At 37.9% G+C, this 18,475-nt stretch carries 19 protein-coding genes and 1 riboswitch; of the genes, 14 read left to right on the top strand and 5 right to left on the bottom strand.

Annotation, left to right across the window (positions count from 1 at the left end):
- The first annotated feature begins 8 nt into the window (after positions 1–8).
- Together purB and BMY85_RS03435 are read left to right on the top strand one after the other, a co-directional pair.
- Positions 9–1,442 carry an adenylosuccinate lyase gene (purB, locus tag BMY85_RS03430; RefSeq protein WP_092476499.1) on the top strand — a complete coding sequence of 478 codons (1,434 nt, stop codon included), beginning with the start codon at positions 9–11 and terminating at the stop codon, positions 1,440–1,442.
- 95 nt (positions 1,443–1,537) lie between these two features.
- Positions 1,538–2,437, top strand: a complete 900-nt coding sequence (locus BMY85_RS03435; RefSeq protein WP_092476501.1) for a LysR family transcriptional regulator — start codon at positions 1,538–1,540, stop codon at positions 2,435–2,437.
- Between the two features lie 47 nt (positions 2,438–2,484).
- Here BMY85_RS03435 and BMY85_RS03440 read toward each other — a convergent pair whose 3' ends face one another.
- The gene (locus BMY85_RS03440; protein ID WP_092476503.1) at positions 2,485–2,994 is read right to left on the bottom strand and encodes a hypothetical protein; all 510 of its coding nucleotides are present in this window, start codon (positions 2,992–2,994) and stop codon (positions 2,485–2,487) included.
- Between the two features lie 300 nt (positions 2,995–3,294).
- Between BMY85_RS03440 and BMY85_RS03445 the strand changes: the two genes are divergently transcribed.
- The 9 genes from BMY85_RS03445 to coaBC all read left to right on the top strand — a co-directional run bounded on the left by BMY85_RS03445 (position 3,295) and on the right by coaBC (position 12,629).
- Positions 3,295–6,465 carry a glycoside hydrolase family 9 protein gene (locus BMY85_RS03445; protein WP_177180605.1) on the top strand — a complete coding sequence of 1,057 codons (3,171 nt, stop codon included), beginning with the start codon at positions 3,295–3,297 and terminating at the stop codon, positions 6,463–6,465.
- Positions 6,466–6,773: 308 nt separating this feature from the next.
- On the top strand, positions 6,774–7,247 hold the full coding sequence (locus tag BMY85_RS03450; protein ID WP_207646529.1) for a hypothetical protein: 474 nt from the start codon (positions 6,774–6,776) through the stop codon (positions 7,245–7,247).
- A complete protein-coding gene (locus BMY85_RS03455) occupies positions 7,232–8,173 on the top strand; it encodes a DNA-methyltransferase (RefSeq protein ID WP_092476505.1) in 942 nt (313 codons plus the stop codon). The genes BMY85_RS03450 and BMY85_RS03455 overlap by 16 nt, the downstream gene beginning before the upstream one ends.
- A gap of 54 nt (positions 8,174–8,227) precedes the next feature.
- Positions 8,228–8,590 (top strand): ketopantoate reductase family protein, encoded by a 363-nt coding sequence (locus BMY85_RS03460; protein WP_092476507.1) that lies wholly within the window; start codon positions 8,228–8,230, stop codon positions 8,588–8,590.
- Positions 8,587–9,144: a nitroreductase family protein gene (locus BMY85_RS03465; protein WP_092476508.1), complete on the top strand. Its 558-nt coding sequence runs from the start codon at positions 8,587–8,589 to the stop codon at positions 9,142–9,144. Before BMY85_RS03460 ends, BMY85_RS03465 begins: the two co-directional genes overlap by 4 nt.
- Before the next feature lie 175 nt (positions 9,145–9,319).
- Positions 9,320–10,156, top strand: coding sequence for a 3-methyl-2-oxobutanoate hydroxymethyltransferase (gene panB, locus BMY85_RS03470; protein WP_092476510.1), 837 nt, complete (start codon positions 9,320–9,322; stop codon positions 10,154–10,156).
- A 27-nt stretch (positions 10,157–10,183) separates the two neighbouring features.
- Positions 10,184–11,038 (top strand): pantoate--beta-alanine ligase, encoded by an 855-nt coding sequence (gene panC / locus BMY85_RS03475; protein ID WP_092476512.1) that lies wholly within the window; start codon positions 10,184–10,186, stop codon positions 11,036–11,038.
- On the top strand, positions 11,038–11,436 hold the full coding sequence (gene panD / locus BMY85_RS03480; RefSeq protein WP_092476514.1) for an aspartate 1-decarboxylase: 399 nt from the start codon (positions 11,038–11,040) through the stop codon (positions 11,434–11,436). The genes panC and panD overlap by 1 nt, the downstream gene beginning before the upstream one ends.
- Before the next feature lie 2 nt (positions 11,437–11,438).
- Complete coding sequence (gene coaBC / locus BMY85_RS03485) at positions 11,439–12,629, top strand: bifunctional phosphopantothenoylcysteine decarboxylase/phosphopantothenate--cysteine ligase CoaBC (RefSeq protein WP_092476516.1); 1,191 nt, start codon at positions 11,439–11,441, stop codon at positions 12,627–12,629.
- Positions 12,630–12,849: 220 nt separating this feature from the next.
- Here coaBC and ribH read toward each other — a convergent pair whose 3' ends face one another.
- From ribH to ribD, 4 genes are all read right to left on the bottom strand, one after another.
- Positions 12,850–13,311, bottom strand: coding sequence for a 6,7-dimethyl-8-ribityllumazine synthase (ribH, locus tag BMY85_RS03490; protein ID WP_092476517.1), 462 nt, complete (start codon positions 13,309–13,311; stop codon positions 12,850–12,852).
- A 72-nt stretch (positions 13,312–13,383) separates the two neighbouring features.
- Positions 13,384–14,586 carry a bifunctional 3,4-dihydroxy-2-butanone-4-phosphate synthase/GTP cyclohydrolase II gene (locus BMY85_RS03495; protein ID WP_092476520.1) on the bottom strand — a complete coding sequence of 401 codons (1,203 nt, stop codon included), beginning with the start codon at positions 14,584–14,586 and terminating at the stop codon, positions 13,384–13,386.
- 12 nt (positions 14,587–14,598) lie between these two features.
- Positions 14,599–15,255 (bottom strand): riboflavin synthase, encoded by a 657-nt coding sequence (locus BMY85_RS03500; protein ID WP_092476522.1) that lies wholly within the window; start codon positions 15,253–15,255, stop codon positions 14,599–14,601.
- 4 nt (positions 15,256–15,259) lie between these two features.
- Positions 15,260–16,351 carry a bifunctional diaminohydroxyphosphoribosylaminopyrimidine deaminase/5-amino-6-(5-phosphoribosylamino)uracil reductase RibD gene (gene ribD / locus BMY85_RS03505; RefSeq protein ID WP_092476525.1) on the bottom strand — a complete coding sequence of 364 codons (1,092 nt, stop codon included), beginning with the start codon at positions 16,349–16,351 and terminating at the stop codon, positions 15,260–15,262.
- Between the two features lie 252 nt (positions 16,352–16,603).
- A riboswitch (FMN riboswitch) is annotated at positions 16,604–16,720 on the bottom strand.
- A gap of 172 nt (positions 16,721–16,892) precedes the next feature.
- Here ribD and BMY85_RS03510 point away from each other — a divergent pair.
- The 3 genes from BMY85_RS03510 to truA are packed head-to-tail and all read left to right on the top strand — an operon-like array spanning position 16,893 to position 18,471.
- Positions 16,893–17,477, top strand: coding sequence for an NUDIX hydrolase (locus BMY85_RS03510; RefSeq protein ID WP_092476526.1), 585 nt, complete (start codon positions 16,893–16,895; stop codon positions 17,475–17,477).
- An 18-nt stretch (positions 17,478–17,495) separates the two neighbouring features.
- A complete protein-coding gene (locus BMY85_RS03515; RefSeq protein ID WP_092476528.1) occupies positions 17,496–17,738 on the top strand; it encodes a hypothetical protein in 243 nt (80 codons plus the stop codon).
- Positions 17,728–18,471 (top strand): tRNA pseudouridine(38-40) synthase TruA, encoded by a 744-nt coding sequence (gene truA / locus BMY85_RS03520; protein WP_092476531.1) that lies wholly within the window; start codon positions 17,728–17,730, stop codon positions 18,469–18,471. Before BMY85_RS03515 ends, truA begins: the two co-directional genes overlap by 11 nt.
- Positions 18,472–18,475: the final 4 nt, after the last annotated feature.

Genomic DNA, 18,475 nt, shown 5'->3' on the forward strand with positions numbered 1-18,475 from the left:
AGGAAACTATGAGTACAGATAAATATGTAAGTCCGTTATCAGAACGTTATGCGAGCAAGGAAATGCAATATATTTTTTCATCAGATAAGAAATTCAGGACATGGAGAAAATTATGGATTGCGTTAGCTGAGTCGGAACAGGAATTAGGTTTAAACATTACAAAAGAACAGATTGAAGAACTAAAAGCTCATGCAGATGATATTAACTTTGATGTTGCAAAAGAGAGAGAAAAAATCGTTCGTCATGATGTTATGTCCCATGTATATGCTTATGGCGTCCAGTGTCCAAATGCAAAAGGAATCATTCACCTAGGAGCAACTTCCTGTTATGTAGGCGATAATACAGATATTATTATAATGACAGAAGCACTTCAGCTAGTAAAGAAAAAGCTTGTAAATGTAATGAATGAGCTAAGCAAGTTTGCTATGGAATACAAAGCTCTTCCAACATTAGCATTTACACATTTCCAGCCAGCTCAGCCTACAACAGTTGGAAAACGTGCTTCTTTATGGTTACAGGAATTAGTACTGGATATGGAAGATCTGGATCATTGTTTAGAGAATATGAAACTTCTTGGTTCAAAAGGTACCACAGGTACACAGGCAAGTTTCTTAGAATTATTTGACGGTGACCATGATAAAATTAAAGCATTAGATAAGAAAATTGCTGAAAAGATGGGCTTTAAAGCCTGTTTTCCAGTATCTGGACAGACTTACTCACGTAAGGTAGATACGAGAGTTGCAAATGTTTTAGCTGGCATTGCAGCAAGTGCTCATAAATTCTCAAATGATATTCGTTTGCTGCAGCATTTAAAAGAAATTGAAGAACCATTTGAAAAAACACAGATTGGTTCTTCTGCTATGGCATATAAGAGAAATCCTATGAGGAGTGAAAGAATTGCTTCCCTTTCCCGTTATGTAATGATAGATGCGTTAAATCCAGCAGTCACTTCTGCTACACAATGGTTTGAAAGAACATTAGATGACTCTGCTAACAAACGTTTAAGTATTCCGGAAGCTTTTCTGGCAATTGATGGAATCCTTGATTTATACTTAAATGTAGTAGATGGTTTGGTTGTGTATCCAAAAGTAATTGAAAAACGCTTAATGTCAGAATTGCCATTTATGGCTACTGAAAATATCATGATGGATGCTGTAAAAGCAGGTGGAGACCGGCAGGAATTACACGAAAGAATCCGTACTCTTTCTATGGAAGCTGGACGTAATGTGAAAGAAAAAGGTCTTGATAACAATTTACTTGAGTTAATTGCAGCAGATCCGGCATTTAACATGAGTTTAGAAGAACTTAAGAAAACAATGGATCCATCAAAATATACAGGCCGTTCCGAACAGCAGGTAGAAGAGTTTGTTGCAGAGGTAATTGGGCCGGTTTTAGATGAAAATAAAGAGTTACTAGGTTTAAAAGCAGAAATTAATGTTTAATTAAGAGCAGGAAATTTAGACAGAGGAAGAGCCGGCATGGAAGAATGTCGGCTCTCATATATTTTATGAGGAGTTTATGAAAAATAAAGAGAATTATGTTTTGTAATTTAGAGTATTATAAGAATTTTTATTATGTCGGAAAATGTCAGAGTTTTAGTGGTGCCGCAGAATTGCTCTGTATATCTCAGCCTGCCATGAGCCAGTCTATACGCCAGTTAGAGGCAAAGCTAAAATGTGATTTATTTATTCGGACTTCTAAAGGTGTGAAATTGACGAAAGAGGGGGAACGGCTTTATGCCCATGTAAAAAAGGGGATTGAAGAATTTGAAGCTGGTGAGCAGGAGATGAAACAGATCATGCAGCTTCAGGCAGGAGAGATACGAATTGGAGCTTCTGACATGACCTTACAGTTTTTCTTATTGCCTTATTTGGAGAAATTTCATGAAAGGTATCCGGAGATCAAAGTAAAGGTCTCGAATGGACCTACGCCAGAGACTTTGGATAATTTAAATCAGGGAATGATTGATTTTGGAATTGTCAGTTCACCATTTGAAGTAAAAGATGATATAGAAATTTTAGATGTGAAACAGATTGAGGACTGTTTTGTAGTTGGAAGGCAGCTAAAGGCTCTGTCAGAGAAAGAGCTGGAATTAAATGAGCTTATGAAGCATCCTGTTATCTGCTTAGAGGAAAATAGCAGCACTAGAAAGTATTTAGACTGTTTTCTGAAAGAAAGCCAGGTAACCATTGTACCTGAGTTCGAATTAGCAACAAGTGATATGATTGTACAGTTTGCTCTTAGGAATCTGGGAATTGGCTGTGTGATGAAGGAGTTTGCAAGGAAGGAATTAGAGGAAGGAAATTTGTGGGAACTTAGGTTTCGGAAACAGATTCCAAAAAGAAAGTTCAGCATCGTGTATGGAAAAAGTTCAGGAATTTCACATGCTGCAAGAAAGCTGCTGGAACTGATACGAGAGGAAGCGGCAGAAAATTAGGGATTGCAAGGAACTGCAATCCCTTTGTGAATTATGGAAAAACTATGTTATAGATACTCTCCATGCTTTCCATAAAACCCCATCCAATCAGGTGTCTTCTCTTTCTTATTCTTATAAGGATGATAAACAGGTTTCCCGTCTGCTTCCTTACTAGTAGCAGGAAGTTTTTTATAGCTGTCTGTAGATTGAAATGTTTTCATTTCATCTTGTATAGCGGCCAGAATATATTCCCGATCAGGGTCCTTTTTTGAAACACCACCTAATGCGCTGCTATAAATGGCAGCCGCTTCTTCTTTAGAACGGGCATGTTCCAACTGGTTCTTTAAAGCTTCTCGCTGTATTTCCACACGTTTTGCAGTCTGATAAAGTGCTGGTGAATGGCGAAGCAGAAAGGCCTTTTCTTCCGCTGTAAGTCTTTTGCCTGCTTTTAATTTGGCTGTAATCTGGTTGAGATGTCTTGTGACCGCTTCTTCATCTGTTTTCTTTGGCTGAAATACAGTGAAGGGCTTAATCCTCTTATTTTCAATTGGTTTTATAGCTTTTATTTGGATATTCATTTATTTTCCCACCTTTTGCATAGTTCTGTCTTTTTTATTATATCGGTTTTATCTTTTCTAGTGTTTACCTGATTTTAGAAAGAATGCATGTGCAGCAGGGCATATGTTACTCAGATAAAGATTATTGTGATACATTTCAAAGTATTCTGCAGGCTCTATCAGCTAGGAACAAATAACAAGTTACCTCAAAAAAAACTACATGCTAAGCAAAAATCCTTGTTGTGCTGGAAATTCCTGTTATACTAACATGTATGGTAGGCAACTATTAGTATAAAATATTTACTTATTAGGAGGGATAAGATGCGAAGTAAGTGGTTAAAAAGAAGCATAGCCAGTGTATTGGCATTTTCTATGATTTTAACACCAGTACCTGCTAAGGCTGCCAAAGAAAATGTTTCAGAGAAAAGGGAAAGCAGCTACAACTATGCACAGGCATTTCAGAAATCTCTATATTTCTATGATGCGAATATGTGTGGTATACAGGATGGCAGATTAAGTTATAGGGGAGACTGCCATATGGAAGATGCACAGGTGCCTTTGATTCCAAAAACAGAAGAAGGAATCGGTACGAACATGTCACAAAGCTTTATTGATGCCAACAAAGGTGTACTGGATCCGGATGGTGATGGAACAGTGGATCTGCAAGGGGGATTTCATGATGCAGGTGATCATGTAAAATTCGGCCTTCCACAAAGTTATTCTGCTTCTACATTGGGGTGGAGCTACTATGAGTTCAAAGATTCCTATGTAAAAACAGGCGAACAAGAGCATATAGAATCTATTTTAAGACATTTTACAGATTACTTTTTAAGAAGTACATTTCGTGATAAAAACGGGGAGGTTGTTGCATTCTGCTATCAGGTGGGAGATGGTTCGACGGACCATAACTACTGGGGAGCACCAGAGTTACAGACAACTGCTAGGCCAGTCTGGTTTGCAACAAGCGAAGAACCAGCTAGTGATCAGTGTGCAGGAGCTGCGGCAGCATTAGCAACTAGTTACCTGAACTTCAAGGAATCTGACCCAGAATATGCACAAACATGTTTAGATACAGCAATCGCATTATACGATTTTGCAGTAGCAAACAGAGGATGTGGATTCTCAGGTGGTTTCTACAATTCCAGTTATGATGATGATGAAATGTCCTGGGCAGCCGTATGGTTAAATATCTGTACAGGAAAAGAAACATATATAGATGATATCTGTCATATTGATGAACAAGGCAATTATACAGGTTACATGAAACAGATTATTAAGACAACTTCTAGTACATGGCAGAATATCTGGGTACATTCATGGGATACTGTATGGGGCGGTGTATTTGCTAAATTAGCACCTGTTACCAATGACCCGCTTCACTGGTATATTTTCAGATGGAACATTGAATACTGGTCAGGAGTAAAACATGAAAATCCTGCAGATACAACTTACTTAGAAAAAACACCAGCTGGTTTCAGCGTAATCTCCACATGGGGTTCTGCACGTTACAATGCAGCAGCCCAGATGTGTGCATTAGTTTATAACAAATACGACAAAAAGCCTGAATTTGTAGACTGGGCTAAGAGCCAGATGGATTACATTTTAGGTGATAATCCGATGCACCGCTGTTATGAAGTAGGTTACGCAGAGAATTCTGCTGTCGAACCTCACCATAGAGCTTCACATGCTTCTTTAACCAACAGCATGGAAGATCCAGTGGATGCAAAACACACCTTATGGGGTGCTTTGGTTGGTGGTCCTGATTTTGATGATTATCATGAAGATGATAGAACAAACTATGTATATAATGAGGTTGCTATTGATTATAATGCTGGATTTGTTGGAGCTTTAGCAGGTATTTATGAACAATACGGAGAAGGCCAGGAAACGTTGAAAGAACTTCCACAGGACAACGACGAGCATGCTTTCTTTGTAGAAGGCAAGATGGAGCAGGAAAATAAGGAAAGAACACAATTAACAATTCGTATTACCAATGATACTGCTTGCTATCCACGTCGTGTAGATAATTTAAAAGCCAGATATTTCTTCGACATTTCCGAAATGGTAGAAAAAGGACAGAGTATCAAAGACTTAAAATTAGCTGTTATGTATGATGAAGCCTTAATTGCGGATCAGAAAGCAACTAAGATAAATGGGCCATTTGCATGGGATGAAGAAAATAACATTTATTATGTAGAGTTAGACTGGACAGGAGATGGATTCCATGGTGACCGTGAACTTCATTTTGCATTAGTGCCAAACCTTGATTCTAACTGGAAACCAAACTGGGATCCAACAAACGACTACAGCAGGGAAGGCATTGGGGATGAGTTTGCACGTACGGATAAAATTACTTTATACGAAGGCGATAAATTAGTCTGGGGTACAGAACCTGTTCGTGGTGAAGTAAGGCCAGTGGCAGAAGCAAGTGTTGCTGGTACACAAGCTGGTGATGAGTTAGATTTCACAGCTGGAATTACGCCAGTTACTTTAAATGCCGTTGTGCAGAATAGTGAAAATGTTGCTAAAGTTGAGTTTTATGTAAATGATGAAAAAGTAGGAACTGCTGCAAAAGCTCCTTATTCTGTTACATATAAACCAGTACAGACTGGCGGGGAAGAAACAAAAGATTTGGTTGTAACTGCTAAAGCTATTACCAATAGTGGTGCAGAGGTAACAAGTAAATCTTATAAGGTCATTGCCCGTTTTGTGAAAAAACAGGCTCCTGTTATTGCAATTACAAGTCCAAAAGAAGGTACGGTTTTGGATACTGCCAAAGGAAATGCCAGTGCTACAATCGTAGTAACGCCAGTTGGAGATGAAACGATTTCTTCTATTAGTGTATATGCAGATGGAACTTTAATTGGCAAGGGCGATGCAGACGGTGCAAAAGTGGTTTACACAGTGCCAGAAGGTTATGCACAAAGTGGAAATGGTACTTCTAAAGTTGTGATTACAGCCAAAGCTACTCTGGCATCTGGTAAATCAGTAAGCTGTGAACCTGTAACAATTACTGTAAAACAGCCTGTAAATCCAGATAGTGTGCCAGCACTTGCTCTGGATGTAACAGGTAAGGGTGTAGCAAAAGAAACTACAATCCAGAGAAGATATACATTAACAAATTCTAGTAACAAAGATATTGATTTATCAAAAGTTACAATTCGTTATTATTACACAAAAGAAGCAGATGTATCTCAGGTTCTTTATGTAGACAGTGCCGGAATGCAGCTTGACAGTGCACCTTGGTATGTAGATGCGACTAAGAATGTAACAAGTACATTTGAAACTGTTAGCGGCAACGATAGCTATTGTGACATTTCCTTTGCTGGTTTAGATACAAAACTTCCTGCTGGAAAGAACATTGCAATCGATGCACGTATAGCAAATGATAACTGGAGTGCCTTTGACCAGACAAATGATTATTCTTACGCTGGTGGAGACACAATCTGTGTGTATTATGATGGTGTGTTAGTTAGTGGAGTAGAACAGTAAGGAAATAGATAAGAAAATAAATGAACTTTAGGGTTACATATTATGTACTATGTGATATAATATGAAATAGAAGAACCGGTGTATTGGCGTACATCGGTTTTTCTAAAGTGAATGTTTTTTATTTTGGGTTACAAAGTGAGTGCTGTTTTAAGAACGAGGGTCGTCGGCAGGTTGAGCTTCGTTCTTTTCTTATGTAATAAGTGCTTTATTATAAACAGATGCTATTACGTTAGACTTTAAGTGTATAATGAGTTATAAATAATTTTAGATATAATCTGATAAATGTAGAAGCTCAAGAACGTCTTGGAATGGCGGATATTATTCTTCAATTCAGAAAAAAGAAGAATATACTTACAGGAAATGTAGATGTTAAGGCTACGGCCAATGATATTAAAAATTCTGGTAAAGGACCTAATATTACTTCATTCTCAAGAATTAGGACAGCGTATGTAGAAGATCCAGATTTTCTGTTTATTATTTTATCTATTAAATATAAAGTATATAATGAGAGAAATAGAAAAACAGGATTAATGGATGGAATTATGCAGATAGTCGATCATAATGAATATGATTTAAAGTATATCTCTGATAATGATATAAATTATAATCCAGCATTGGGAACAGGACAAATACAAATTAAAGATATCCATTATGTGTCATACCAGTATAGAACTACATGGGAAATGTGCCAATTGCTTGATAGCAAATATTTAAAAAGCAGTAGAAGAACAATTGAAGATTTTTATCGAGAGGCAGTTAAGAATAAATGGATCAAAAATTAGAAGCAATTTGTGGAGATGCACTTGAAGAATTGAAAAAAATACCAACAGAAAGCATTGATTTGATAGTTACAGATCCGCCATATAATTTAAATGAAGATTATGGAAAAACAAAGGATAATCTGGAATTTGATGATTATCTTCTATTTACAAGAGAATGGTTATCAGAAGCAAAAAGAGTTTTGAAAAAAAGTGGATCAATATATGTATTTATGGGTATGAGATATATATCTTATGTTTATGGTATTTTGGAAAAGGAATTAGGATTTACTTTTAATAGTTGGATTACATGGTATTATACGCAAGGTATTGGAAAAACAAAGGGATTTAGTCCAAGACATGATGATATCCTTTTGTTCAACAAAAATTCTAAAAAGTTTACATTCAATCTTGACGACATTAGAGTACCACAAAAATACTATCGTTCAGTAAATAATATGAGAGGTGCAAATCCAGGAAATGTATGGGAATTTTCGCATATGCATTATTGTAATAGAAATAGAAAAAAGCATCCTACACAAAAGCCAGAAGCATTGTATGAACGAATGATATTAGCAAGTAGTAATAAAGGAGATACCGTTTTAGATCCGTTTTTAGGTTCTGGTACATTACTACGTGTTTGCCAAAATACAGAAAGAAATGGGATTGGCATAGATATTAATTCTGAGTATATTGAAATGTCTAAAAAAAGATTAGAGGAAAAATTTAAAGGGTTTGATTCGATGGATGAAAGAATGGCTCGAATTCCTAATGATTTGAATGATCCGCAAATTAGAATGGAATATATAGAAAATCACATAAAATGGTTTCTTCATAATCATAATGATGCGATAGAAGATTTTCTTTTCTCTGTTAAGGAGAAGTATTTTGAAAAGATGCTAGAATCAAATCAATTGTATATATTTGATCAATATGACATTAAATATTAATTGATTGCATTAGATAATTATAGATATATTACAAATCAAGAAACGGAGACCGTTATGAGAATTAAAACATTATCAATCGTAGGGATGGGTGCACTGGGAATTATGTACGGTAATCATATCCAGAACAAAATAGGAATGGAAAACGTAAGCTTTGTCATTATAGCAACTAAATACAACGGTTTAACGGCTGCCTTGGAAATGATGAAACCCATTTTGGATGAGAATACTATAATTATTTCTGTATCGAATGGCATTTCCAGTGAAGAAATGATTGCAGAGCGAATAGGTGACAAAAACCTTGTGTACTGCGTGGCACTTGGAATGGATGCTATGAGAGAGGGAACAGCACTGCAATATGCAAGCAAAGGAAAAGTACAGATTGGTATTTTAAAGTTAGAAAGGGGAGAAAGTCTATGAATACCTTAACTGCCATTACCACCCGTACCAGTTACCGCGGTAAATATAAACCAGACAAAGTGCCACGTGAGGATCTTGAAAAAATCTTAACAGCAGGCCTAGATGCTCCAAGTGGCTGCAACAGGCAGACTACAAGTTTCATTGCTGTGGATGATAAAGAAGTTCTTGATAAACTTCATGCAGTTATTGACCCGCCTGTAGGAGAAACAGCACCAGCTATGATTTGCGTCCTGACTCAGAAAATATACGCATACCGTGACAAATGCTATCATGTGCAAGATTACTCTGCTGCCATAGAGAACATGCTTTTAGCTATTGTAGAATTAGGCTATAAAAGCTGCTGGATAGAAGGACACATAACGGATACAGATAGAATTGGCCGGAAAATGGCAGATATTTTACATGTGCCAGAAGAATACGAATTAGTCTGTTTCCTGCCTGTTGGAAAAGCTGCGGAATCTGTGAAAAAAGTATTAAAGAAACCATACGGAGAACGGGCCTGGTTTAATGATTTTCAAGGAAACTCTATTGAATGTGAAAAAAATCACAATTAACTCTTTACATTTGCATAAAACAATTATATAGTAATAACGGATGGTATTTCGAGCAGAAAACTGTACCGGAAAATAAAATTACATACATCATCCACTTTTTCCAGAGAAAAAGTAAAGAGACATGCAATTTATAAGAAAAAACATGCTTTTATACAAAGAATTGGAGGAGTGAACAATGAAACAGACCGTAACAACACTTCAGAAAATGAAGGATAATCATCAGAAAATTTCTATGCTGACAGCATATGACTATACTACTGCAAAGCTTGTAGACCAGGCAGGTGTACATATGATTTTAGTTGGAGATTCCTTAGGAATGACTATGCTTGGATACGAAAATACATTGCAGGTAACTATGGAAGACATGATTCATCATGGCAGAGCCGTAGCCAGAGGGGCCAAAGAATCCATGGTAGTTGTCGATATGCCGTTTATGTCTTATCAAACATCCGTTTATGATGCCGTAGTAAATGCGGGACGCCTTGTAAAAGAAGGTGGTGCCCATGCAGTAAAATTAGAAGGTGGGGAACGGGTATGTCCACATATTAAAGCGATTACAGAGGCATCTATTCCAGTAGTAGCCCATTTAGGATTAACTCCGCAATCCGTGAATGAATTTGGCGGTTATAAGGTTCAGGGAAAGAGCTTAGATGCAGCACGCACTTTAATTGAAGATGCTAAGAGAGTGGAAGCAGCAGGTGCATTTGCCATTGTGCTAGAGTGTGTTCCTGATAAATTAGCAGGAATCATAACAGAGGAAGTATCTGTCCCAACTATCGGAATTGGTGCGGGACCAGACTGTGACGGACAGGTTTTGGTATATCAGGATATGCTTGGGATGTATGGAGACATGCAGCCAAAGTTTGCGAAGAGATTTGAAAAGGTAGGAGAAATTATGAAACAGGCGTTTAGGAATTACTGCCAGGAAGTTGCGAAAGGCGTATTTCCAGCAGAAGAACACTGTTTTCACATAGATGAAGAAATTTTAAAATGTGTCGGAGAGAATAAATAGGCTGGCACATTACATTTGGAGGAAATTATGAAAGTAGTAAAGACAATTCAGGAAGTAAAAGATGCAGTACAGGTCTGGAGGGCAGAAGGACAGGATATCGCCCTTGTGCCAACAATGGGATTTTTGCATAACGGCCATAAGAGCTTAATGGACAAAGCCAGAAAAGAAAATGATAAGGTAGTAGTCAGCATTTTTGTAAATCCTATTCAGTTTGGACCAAATGAAGATTTTGCAACCTATCCAAGAGATTTAGAACATGATAGAGCTGTTTGTGAAGCAGCAGGGGTGGATCTGGTTTTTGCACCTGAAAAAGAAGAAATGTATAAAGATGGATTCTGTTCTTTTGTAGGCATGAATGTTTTAACAGAAGAATTATGTGGCAAGAGCAGGCCTTGTCATTTCCAGGGAGTATGCACCGTAGTCAGCAAGTTATTTAACATTGTTACACCAGACAGAGCTTATTTCGGACAAAAAGACGCACAGCAGCTTGCTATTATCAAACGGATGGTTTTGGATTTAAATATGAACGTAAAGGTAATCGGATGCCCGATTATCCGTGAAGCTGACGGACTTGCAATGAGTTCAAGAAACACTTATTTATCAGCAGAAGAACGAAAAGCCGCATTAATTCTTAGCCAGACACTGGATCTTGCGGAAAAAATGGCGAAAGAAGGCGGTTATGATGCCAAATCGCTTCTGAATGCCTTAAAGAAAAATATTGAGGCAGAACCACTTGCAAGAATAGATTATGTAGAAGCCGTTAATGTATTGACAATGAAGCCAGTGGAAGAACTTTCTGAGTCTACATTGGTTGCTATGGCAGTTTATATAGGAAAAACTCGTCTTATTGATAACCGGATGATTTTAGGGGGTGAACAGTAATGCGTGTCACGATGTTAAAAGGAAAGATACATAGAGCTACTGTAACAGAGGCAGATTTAAATTATGTAGGAAGCATTACAGTGGATCGTGATTTGTTAGAAGCTTCTGGTATTTACGAATATGAAAAAGTTGCTATTGTAGATATAAATAACGGAAATCGTTTTGAAACCTATACAATTGCAGGAGAGCCGGGAAGCGGCATTATCTGCCTGAATGGTGCAGCTGCCAGATGTGTTCAGACTGGTGATAAAATCATTATTATGGCTTACGCTGAACTTGAAGATGAGGAAGTAGCAAATCATAAGCCAAAGGTTGTGTTTTTAGAGGATGGCAATAAAATTGGTGCCGTTACAGCTTATGAAAAACATGGTGCTTACGGTGCAGTTCTGGAGGGCTAAGAATGCAGGGAAAGACAGTCGTTTTAGGAATCACAGGCAGCATCGCCGCTTATAAGATGGCCAATGTGGCAAGTGCTTTAATAAAGCGTGGTGCAGATGTACATGTGATTATGACAGAAAATGCTACTAAATTCATTCATCCCATTACATTTGAAACATTAACCAGCCATAAGTGTCTAGTGGAAACATTTGACCGGAATTTTCAGTTTCATGTAGCTCATGTTTCCCTTGCAAAACAGGCAGATGTTATGTTAGTGGCACCTGCCAGTGCCAATGTCATTGGAAAAATGGCTCATGGAATCGCAGATGATATGCTGACTACTACTGTATTAGCATGTAAAGCACCTGTTCTTGTGGCACCTGCCATGAACACAAATATGTTTGAAAATGCTATTGTGCAAGAGAACATTCAATACTTGAAACAGCATGGAATGACTATAATTGCTCCAGATGCGGGCCGTCTTGCATGTGGCGATACAGGAAATGGAAAACTTGCAAAAGAGGAGACATTAATCGAATATATAGAATGGGCATTGGTTAAAGAAAAATCATTGGCAGGGAAAAAGGTACTGGTAACAGCAGGACCGACCAGGGAAGCAATTGATCCTGTACGTTTTATCAGCAACCATTCTTCTGGCAAAATGGGATATGCCATAGCCAAAGCGGCAAGAAACCGTGGTGCTGAGGTTACGCTGGTTTCTGGAAAAACCAATCTGGACGTCCCTTTAGGAGTGAACTGCATTAACGTAGTCAGTGCAAAAGAGATGTTTGATGCAGTGGTTTCTTGTGCGGACGATCAGGATATAATAATTAAGGCAGCAGCGGTTGCAGATTACAGGCCAGTCAAAGCAGAAGAACAGAAAATGAAGAAATCAGAAGGTTCCATGAAACTGAAATTAGAACGTACCGATGATATTTTACAATACCTTGGTAATCACAAGAAGACAGGACAGTTTATCTGTGGTTTTGCAATGGAAACAGAAAAACTGCTGGAACGGGCAGAAGAAAAGAGAAAGCGTAAGAATGTGGATATGATCGTGGCAAACAGCATCAGTCAGGAAGGTGCTGGTTTCCAAGGAGATACGAACATTGTGACGATTATAACAGAACAGGGGCAAAAGCCGGTTTCTATCAGGAGTAAGGATGCGATTGCAAATGTTATTCTGGATGAGATTATGAAAGAAATTTCGTAATTGGATTAGCTTCAGCAAATGTAAAAAACAGATGATATGCACAAAAAATGTCTTAACAAGACGAATTGACGTATTTGTTAAGACATTTTTTGTATATAATGAAATGGTTCTACAAAACTATTATAACATATGCTTTTTGATAGTTCAATATCCTTAGCTAAAATTAGTGAAAAAATATTAATTATTTCTGGAATAATCTTTGTATATCTTTACTTATTTCCTACAGCTGCTTCATCAGATTTACCATTTCAATTGCTGATAAAGCACAGTCATAACCTTTATTTCCAGCTTTAGTACCAGCTCTTTCAATTGCCTGTTCAATGGAATCCGTAGTCAGGATACCGAATAATACAGGAATTCCCGAGTTCATAGAAGCCTGTGCAATGCCTTTTGATACTTCGCTGCATACATAATCGTAGTGAGAGGTAGCACCGCGGATAACAGCTCCAACACAGATTACAGCGTCATATTTACCGGATTTGGCCATTTTATCGGCAATAACAGGAATTTCAAAAGCTCCAGGAACCCAGGCAATGGAAATGTCATCTTCATTTACGTTATGTCTTACAAGACCGTCAACAGCTCCGCTAACTAGTTTGGAAACGATAAATTCATTAAAACGGGATGCGATAATCCCAACTTTCATGCCTTCTGCAACTAATTTTCCTTCTAATGTTTTCATACTATTCTTCCTTTCATAATTCATTTAAAGTTTCATAATCTATGTATTGTTACATGAAATTCATGCAGTTTTCTAAGCATCTAAATCTAGCAAATGTCCCATTCGGTCTTTCTTTATCTTTAAATAAAACGCATCATATTTATTGGGCTTTATCTGTAAAGGAATACGTTGGATGACGTCAATTCCATAGTGTTCTAACTGCTGGATTTTATCTGGATTATTGGTAAGCAGTTTTACGGAATGAATGTTTAGATCACGAAGCATATGTGCTGCCTGGTAATAATCACGGGAATCTTCTTTAAATCCTAGTTCCAAATTGGCATCTACTGTATCAAGACCTTTATCTTGTAAAGCATAAGCACGTATTTTATTGATTAAGCCAATACCTCGTCCTTCCTGACGCAGATACAACAGAATACCGTTTCCATTTTCGGATATTTTTTTTAAAGATGCCTCTAGCTGCTGGCCACAGTCGCATTTGGAAGAACCTAATACATCACCTGTCAGGCATTCAGAATGCATGCGGACTAGTGGGGAGTCTTCTTTCTGGTAATCTCCCATAGTAAGTGCAATGTGATGTTCTTTGGTTACTTTATCTACATAGCCGTGAATGTCAAATTCACCATAACGGGTTGGCAGTTTTGCCACTGAGACATGTTCAAGCAAGGATTCATGAAGCTTACGGTAATTTTGCAGATCTTTAATGGCAATCATGGATAAGCTGTGTTTTTTGGCAAGTTCCAGTAATTCTTTGCCACGCAACATGGTTCCATCCTCACCCATAATTTCACAACATAGGCCACAAGGTTTTAAGCCAGCCAGTTTCATTAAATCAACGGTTGCTTCTGTATGTCCATTACGTTCCAGAACACCGTATTCCTTTGCAATTAGTGGAAACATGTGGCCAGGACGGCGAAAATCAAGAGGTACGGCATTGTCGTCAACAGCCATCTGGGCAGTAAAACTACGTTCTTTCGCAGAAATTCCCGTTGTAGTGTCTATGTGGTCAATGGAAACAGCAAATGCTGTTCCATGATTATCTGTGTTTTCTGCTGTCATAGGAGGCAGGCTAAGTTTATAAGCAAGCTCCTGTGACATTGGCATGCATATTAAGCCTTTTCCGTATGTTGCCATAAAGTTTACATTTTCTGTTGTGGCAAATTCAGCTGCACAGATAAAATCTCCCTCATTTTCACGATCTTCGTCATCGGTAACAAGAATTATTTTTCCATTTCTTAAATCTTCTATTGCTTCTTCAATTGTGTTAAGTTTCATTTTGGTGCCCTCCTAAAAGCCATGTTTTGCTAAAAATTCTGCAGTAATGCCTGACTGGTGAGTTGTGGCTTCCTCTGCAGGCTGCAAAAAACGCTCTACATATTTTCCAATAATGTCATTTTCCAAGTTGACTAAATCTCCTGTGTTTCTGCTTAACAGAGTCGTATTTTCCTTCGTATGAGGAATCAGGGAAACACAGAACGTATCATTTAACTGGTCAACTTTTATAACGGTAAGACTTGTGCCATCTATTGCGATGGAACCTTTTTCAATAATATAACGGATGAGTTTAGGCGAGGTCTGTATGGTAACAACGGTGGCTATGCCTTCTTGGTGAAATTGTGTAATAAGCCCTGTTCCGTCGATATGGCCACTTACAATATGGCCGCCAAATCGTCCATTAGCTGCCATGGCACGCTCTAAATTTACTTTGCTTCCACGTGTAAGTAAACCAAGAGAAGTTCTGTTTAGTGTTTCTTTCATAACATCTGCTTCGAAAGAAGAAGGAGTCAGGGTGCAGACGGTAAGGCATACTCCATTGACTGCAATACTGTCACCTAACTGGACATCATTCATTATCTGTTTTGCTTCTATATGTAAACGGGCGGAAGCAGTGTTCTGCCAAATGCCTTTTATAACTCCAATTTCTTCTATAATTCCTGTAAACATTTCATCACCTTTTCTGTGCAATATATTCTAATAAAATATCGGTGCCAAGCTTCTGAGTGGAAGTATGGGTGAATGGATATGCCTGATTTAGTGTATCCACACCGCAGCCTTCCACAGGTGTTCTGCTGGTGGCACCACCAATTATTTTAGGAGCCACATATACCTTTAAAGCGTTGACCAGTCCTGTCTTTAATAAGCTTTCGTTTAAAATTCCTCCTCCCTCTGCTAAAATGCTGTCTATGCCAAGAGAACCAAGTTCTTTTAATAGACAGGATAAATCTATATGCTTTTGTTCCAGCGGAATCTGGATTAAAATAGCACCTGCCTGTTCTAATGCTTGTCTCTTTTCAGAAGGGCAAGTATGATAGGCAATATAAGTTGGAATATCTTTAGCTGTTTTTATAATATTGGAATCAAGAGCAATCTGGCAATTCGTATCGCAGACAATGCGAACAGGATGATTGCCATTGGGGATGCGGCAAGTAAGCAGAGGATCATCTGCTTTTACAGTGCCGATTCCAACCATGATTCCAGTATACTGGTTTCGTAATGTATGGACATGGTTTCTGGCTTCCTCAGAAGTAATCCATTGGGAAGCACCCGTACGAGTTGCAATTTTACCGTCTGCAGACATAGCATATTTCATGACTACATAAGGAAGCCCGCTGGTAATATAGTGAAAGAAAACATGATTCAGTTCCAAGGCTTCAGCTTCTAATACACCAGTTGTAACGGAAATTCCGTGTTCTTTTAAAATCTGTATTCCTTTTCCGCTAACGAGAGGATTAGGATCTAGTGTCGCAATCACTACACGTTTTATCTTATGTTCTATAATGGCGTCGGTACATGGAGGAGTTTTTCCATAATGACAGCATGGTTCTAAAGTTACATATAGGGTAGCGCCTTCGGCTGGTTCCGATAGGGAAGCAAAGGCATCACGTTCTGCGTGGGGAGCTCCATACTGTTTGTGATATCCTAAACCGATTATTTTATCCTGTTTTGTAATAACTGCACCTACCATGGGGTTTGGGGCTGTTTTTCCCATTCCTTTTCTGGCGAGTTCTAATGCAAGCTGCATGTAATCAGTATCCGTCATAAGTATCCTCCTTTATGAAAATAATTAAAATGAATAACATATTTAGGGGGTGCTGGATTGTAAGAAATTCCAGATTGTATCTGCACAGAAATAAGATACGGATTAAAAAAACACCCTAAATGATTCAGGGTGTTTTTGAGAGAAGACAGAAGTAACTGAATATACATGTGCAATGGTTAAAAAAACCCTGAACCATATAATATATTCAGAGCCCCAAATTTATGTAAATTTATGTATTCCATAGCAGCATATAAGAATCTTCTTTCATCCAGACTTTACTGTCGGCTTCGGAGTTTCACCGAATCATACCAGTTACGGTTCGTGGGCTATACCACCGGTAGGGAATTGCACCCCGCCCTGAAGATACTATTCAATTAAAGGTATTATAGCATTTACGCAAAGAATGTCAATAAATAATTTTAAAATATGTACATTTTTATGATTTTAAAGTATAATACAATAATTAGGGAAAAGGCTAGTTTTTACTATATAAGAGTTTGCTGAGAAAAAAAGTTACATTATGACGAAAGAGGGATAGAGAGTGGAGTACTTTGAATTGCTGAATGCAGATGGAACGAAAATGGGAAAAGTGAAAGAGAGAAATCTTGTGCATCAGGATGGTGACTGGCATGGCGGTTCCCATATTTGGGTCGTAAGGAAAAAAGATGAGCCTAAGGAAGCAGAAAGCAAGTATGAGGTTTTGCTGCAGAAAAGGAAAAAAGACAAAGATTCATTTCCAGGATGTTATGATGTATCTTGTGCAGGACATATGGATAAGGGGGAAACATTTTTATCTACTGCACTAAGGGAGCTTTTGGAAGAACTGAATCTTTCTGTAACACAGGATCAGATTACATTTCTGTTTTCACAGAGAGTAGAAGGAGAATATGTATTTCATGGCAGGCCATTTGTAAATCGTGAAGTGAATTACGTGTATCTATTGAATCTGGAAGTAGCATTAGATAATGTAAAGTATCAGGAAGAAGAGATAGAGGAACTTGTCTGGATGGATTTAGACAGGCTCTGCTTTCATATAGAAAACAGGAACCCGAAGTTCTGTATCTGGCAGGAAGAAATGAAAGGGCTTTATGATTATTTGACGAAAATGGATGTAAAGTTAGAATAGTAAGAAAGGCTTAATAAAATGATAAATGGAATAAGAATCTGGCTTGTAGGCAGCAGCAGTGTAACAGGCAAATTAGAAGTGCTGGCTGGAGTAGTTGTATTTGCGGCTATTGTGTATGCTATTTTCCCAAGACTGGCAGAAAAAAAACTTAGGGAGTATCATAAACAATGCGAAATAGAGGATGAACCTGAAGGTGAGAACTGTAACAGGGAGAAACAGGATACGGCTAAGGAGATGGGCAAAGAACAGAATGAAACATAATTATAGACTTAGAATCTGCTATGATGGTACACGCTATAATGGCTGGCAAAAACAAGGAAATACAGATTGTACAATACAAGGACTGTTAGAGGATGAGTTAGAGAAGTACTTGCAGGAAAAAGTGGATTTAAAAGGGTCTGGGCGTACGGATGCTGGAGTGCATGCATTATGTCAGGTGGCAAATTTTTATATCAGAAAAGATGTAGAATGCAGCTTGCTAAAGCAGCATTTGAATAGAATTCTGCCAGAAGATATTCGTATTTTAGAGGTGGATGAGGTTTCCATAGATTTTCACAGTCGTAAAAGTGCAGTAGAAAAAACTTATGAATACTGTATTTGGAACAGTAATAATAAAAACGTATTTTACAGACGTTATGCGTATTCAGTAGAATCACCATTGAATATAAGGAAAATGGAACAAGCTGCAAAACTGTTATGTGGCACACATGATTTTCTAGGTTTCAGTTCTATGAAGAAGAGTAAGAAAAGCACAGTTCGAACTGTAACAAAAATTTCATTTGAGCAAAGAAAAGAATTGCTGGCAATCAGCTTTACAGGCAGTGGATTTTTATATCATATGGTTAGAATTATGGCTGGAACACTTATAGAAGTAGGTTTAGAAAAGAAGGAACCAGAAGCTGTGCTGGAGGTATTAGAAAAACGGGAGCGCGTTTTGGCAGGCATGACGGTTCCAGCTCGAGGTCTTAGACTTGTGTCTGTAAATTACATGTAAACTG

Source organism: [Clostridium] polysaccharolyticum, assembly GCF_900111595.1.
In the GTDB taxonomy this organism is placed as follows: Bacteria; Bacillota; Clostridia; order Lachnospirales; family Lachnospiraceae; genus Clostridium_AI; species Clostridium_AI polysaccharolyticum.

Bases quoted from the DNA above. Each gene is read 5' to 3' on its own strand.
- BMY85_RS03515 (WP_092476528.1), top strand. From the start codon at position 17,496: ATGATAAATGGAATAAGAATCTGGCTTGTAGGCAGCAGCAGTGTAACA.
- BMY85_RS03450 (WP_207646529.1), top strand. From the start codon at position 6,774: ATGGCGGATATTATTCTTCAATTCAGAAAAAAGAAGAATATACTTACA.
- panD (WP_092476514.1), top strand. From the start codon at position 11,038: ATGCGTGTCACGATGTTAAAAGGAAAGATACATAGAGCTACTGTAACA.
- purB (WP_092476499.1), top strand. From the start codon at position 9: ATGAGTACAGATAAATATGTAAGTCCGTTATCAGAACGTTATGCGAGC.
- BMY85_RS03455 (WP_092476505.1), top strand. From the start codon at position 7,232: ATGGATCAAAAATTAGAAGCAATTTGTGGAGATGCACTTGAAGAATTG.
- BMY85_RS03435 (WP_092476501.1), top strand. From the start codon at position 1,538: ATGTTTTGTAATTTAGAGTATTATAAGAATTTTTATTATGTCGGAAAA.
- panC (WP_092476512.1), top strand. From the start codon at position 10,184: ATGAAAGTAGTAAAGACAATTCAGGAAGTAAAAGATGCAGTACAGGTC.
- BMY85_RS03465 (WP_092476508.1), top strand. From the start codon at position 8,587: ATGAATACCTTAACTGCCATTACCACCCGTACCAGTTACCGCGGTAAA.
- panB (WP_092476510.1), top strand. From the start codon at position 9,320: ATGAAACAGACCGTAACAACACTTCAGAAAATGAAGGATAATCATCAG.
- ribD (WP_092476525.1), bottom strand. From the start codon at position 16,351: ATGACGGATACTGATTACATGCAGCTTGCATTAGAACTCGCCAGAAAA.
- BMY85_RS03460 (WP_092476507.1), top strand. From the start codon at position 8,228: ATGAGAATTAAAACATTATCAATCGTAGGGATGGGTGCACTGGGAATT.
- coaBC (WP_092476516.1), top strand. From the start codon at position 11,439: ATGCAGGGAAAGACAGTCGTTTTAGGAATCACAGGCAGCATCGCCGCT.
- BMY85_RS03500 (WP_092476522.1), bottom strand. From the start codon at position 15,255: ATGTTTACAGGAATTATAGAAGAAATTGGAGTTATAAAAGGCATTTGG.
- ribH (WP_092476517.1), bottom strand. From the start codon at position 13,311: ATGAAAACATTAGAAGGAAAATTAGTTGCAGAAGGCATGAAAGTTGGG.
- BMY85_RS03495 (WP_092476520.1), bottom strand. From the start codon at position 14,586: ATGAAACTTAACACAATTGAAGAAGCAATAGAAGATTTAAGAAATGGA.
- BMY85_RS03445 (WP_177180605.1), top strand. From the start codon at position 3,295: ATGCGAAGTAAGTGGTTAAAAAGAAGCATAGCCAGTGTATTGGCATTT.
- BMY85_RS03440 (WP_092476503.1), bottom strand. From the start codon at position 2,994: ATGAATATCCAAATAAAAGCTATAAAACCAATTGAAAATAAGAGGATT.
- truA (WP_092476531.1), top strand. From the start codon at position 17,728: ATGAAACATAATTATAGACTTAGAATCTGCTATGATGGTACACGCTAT.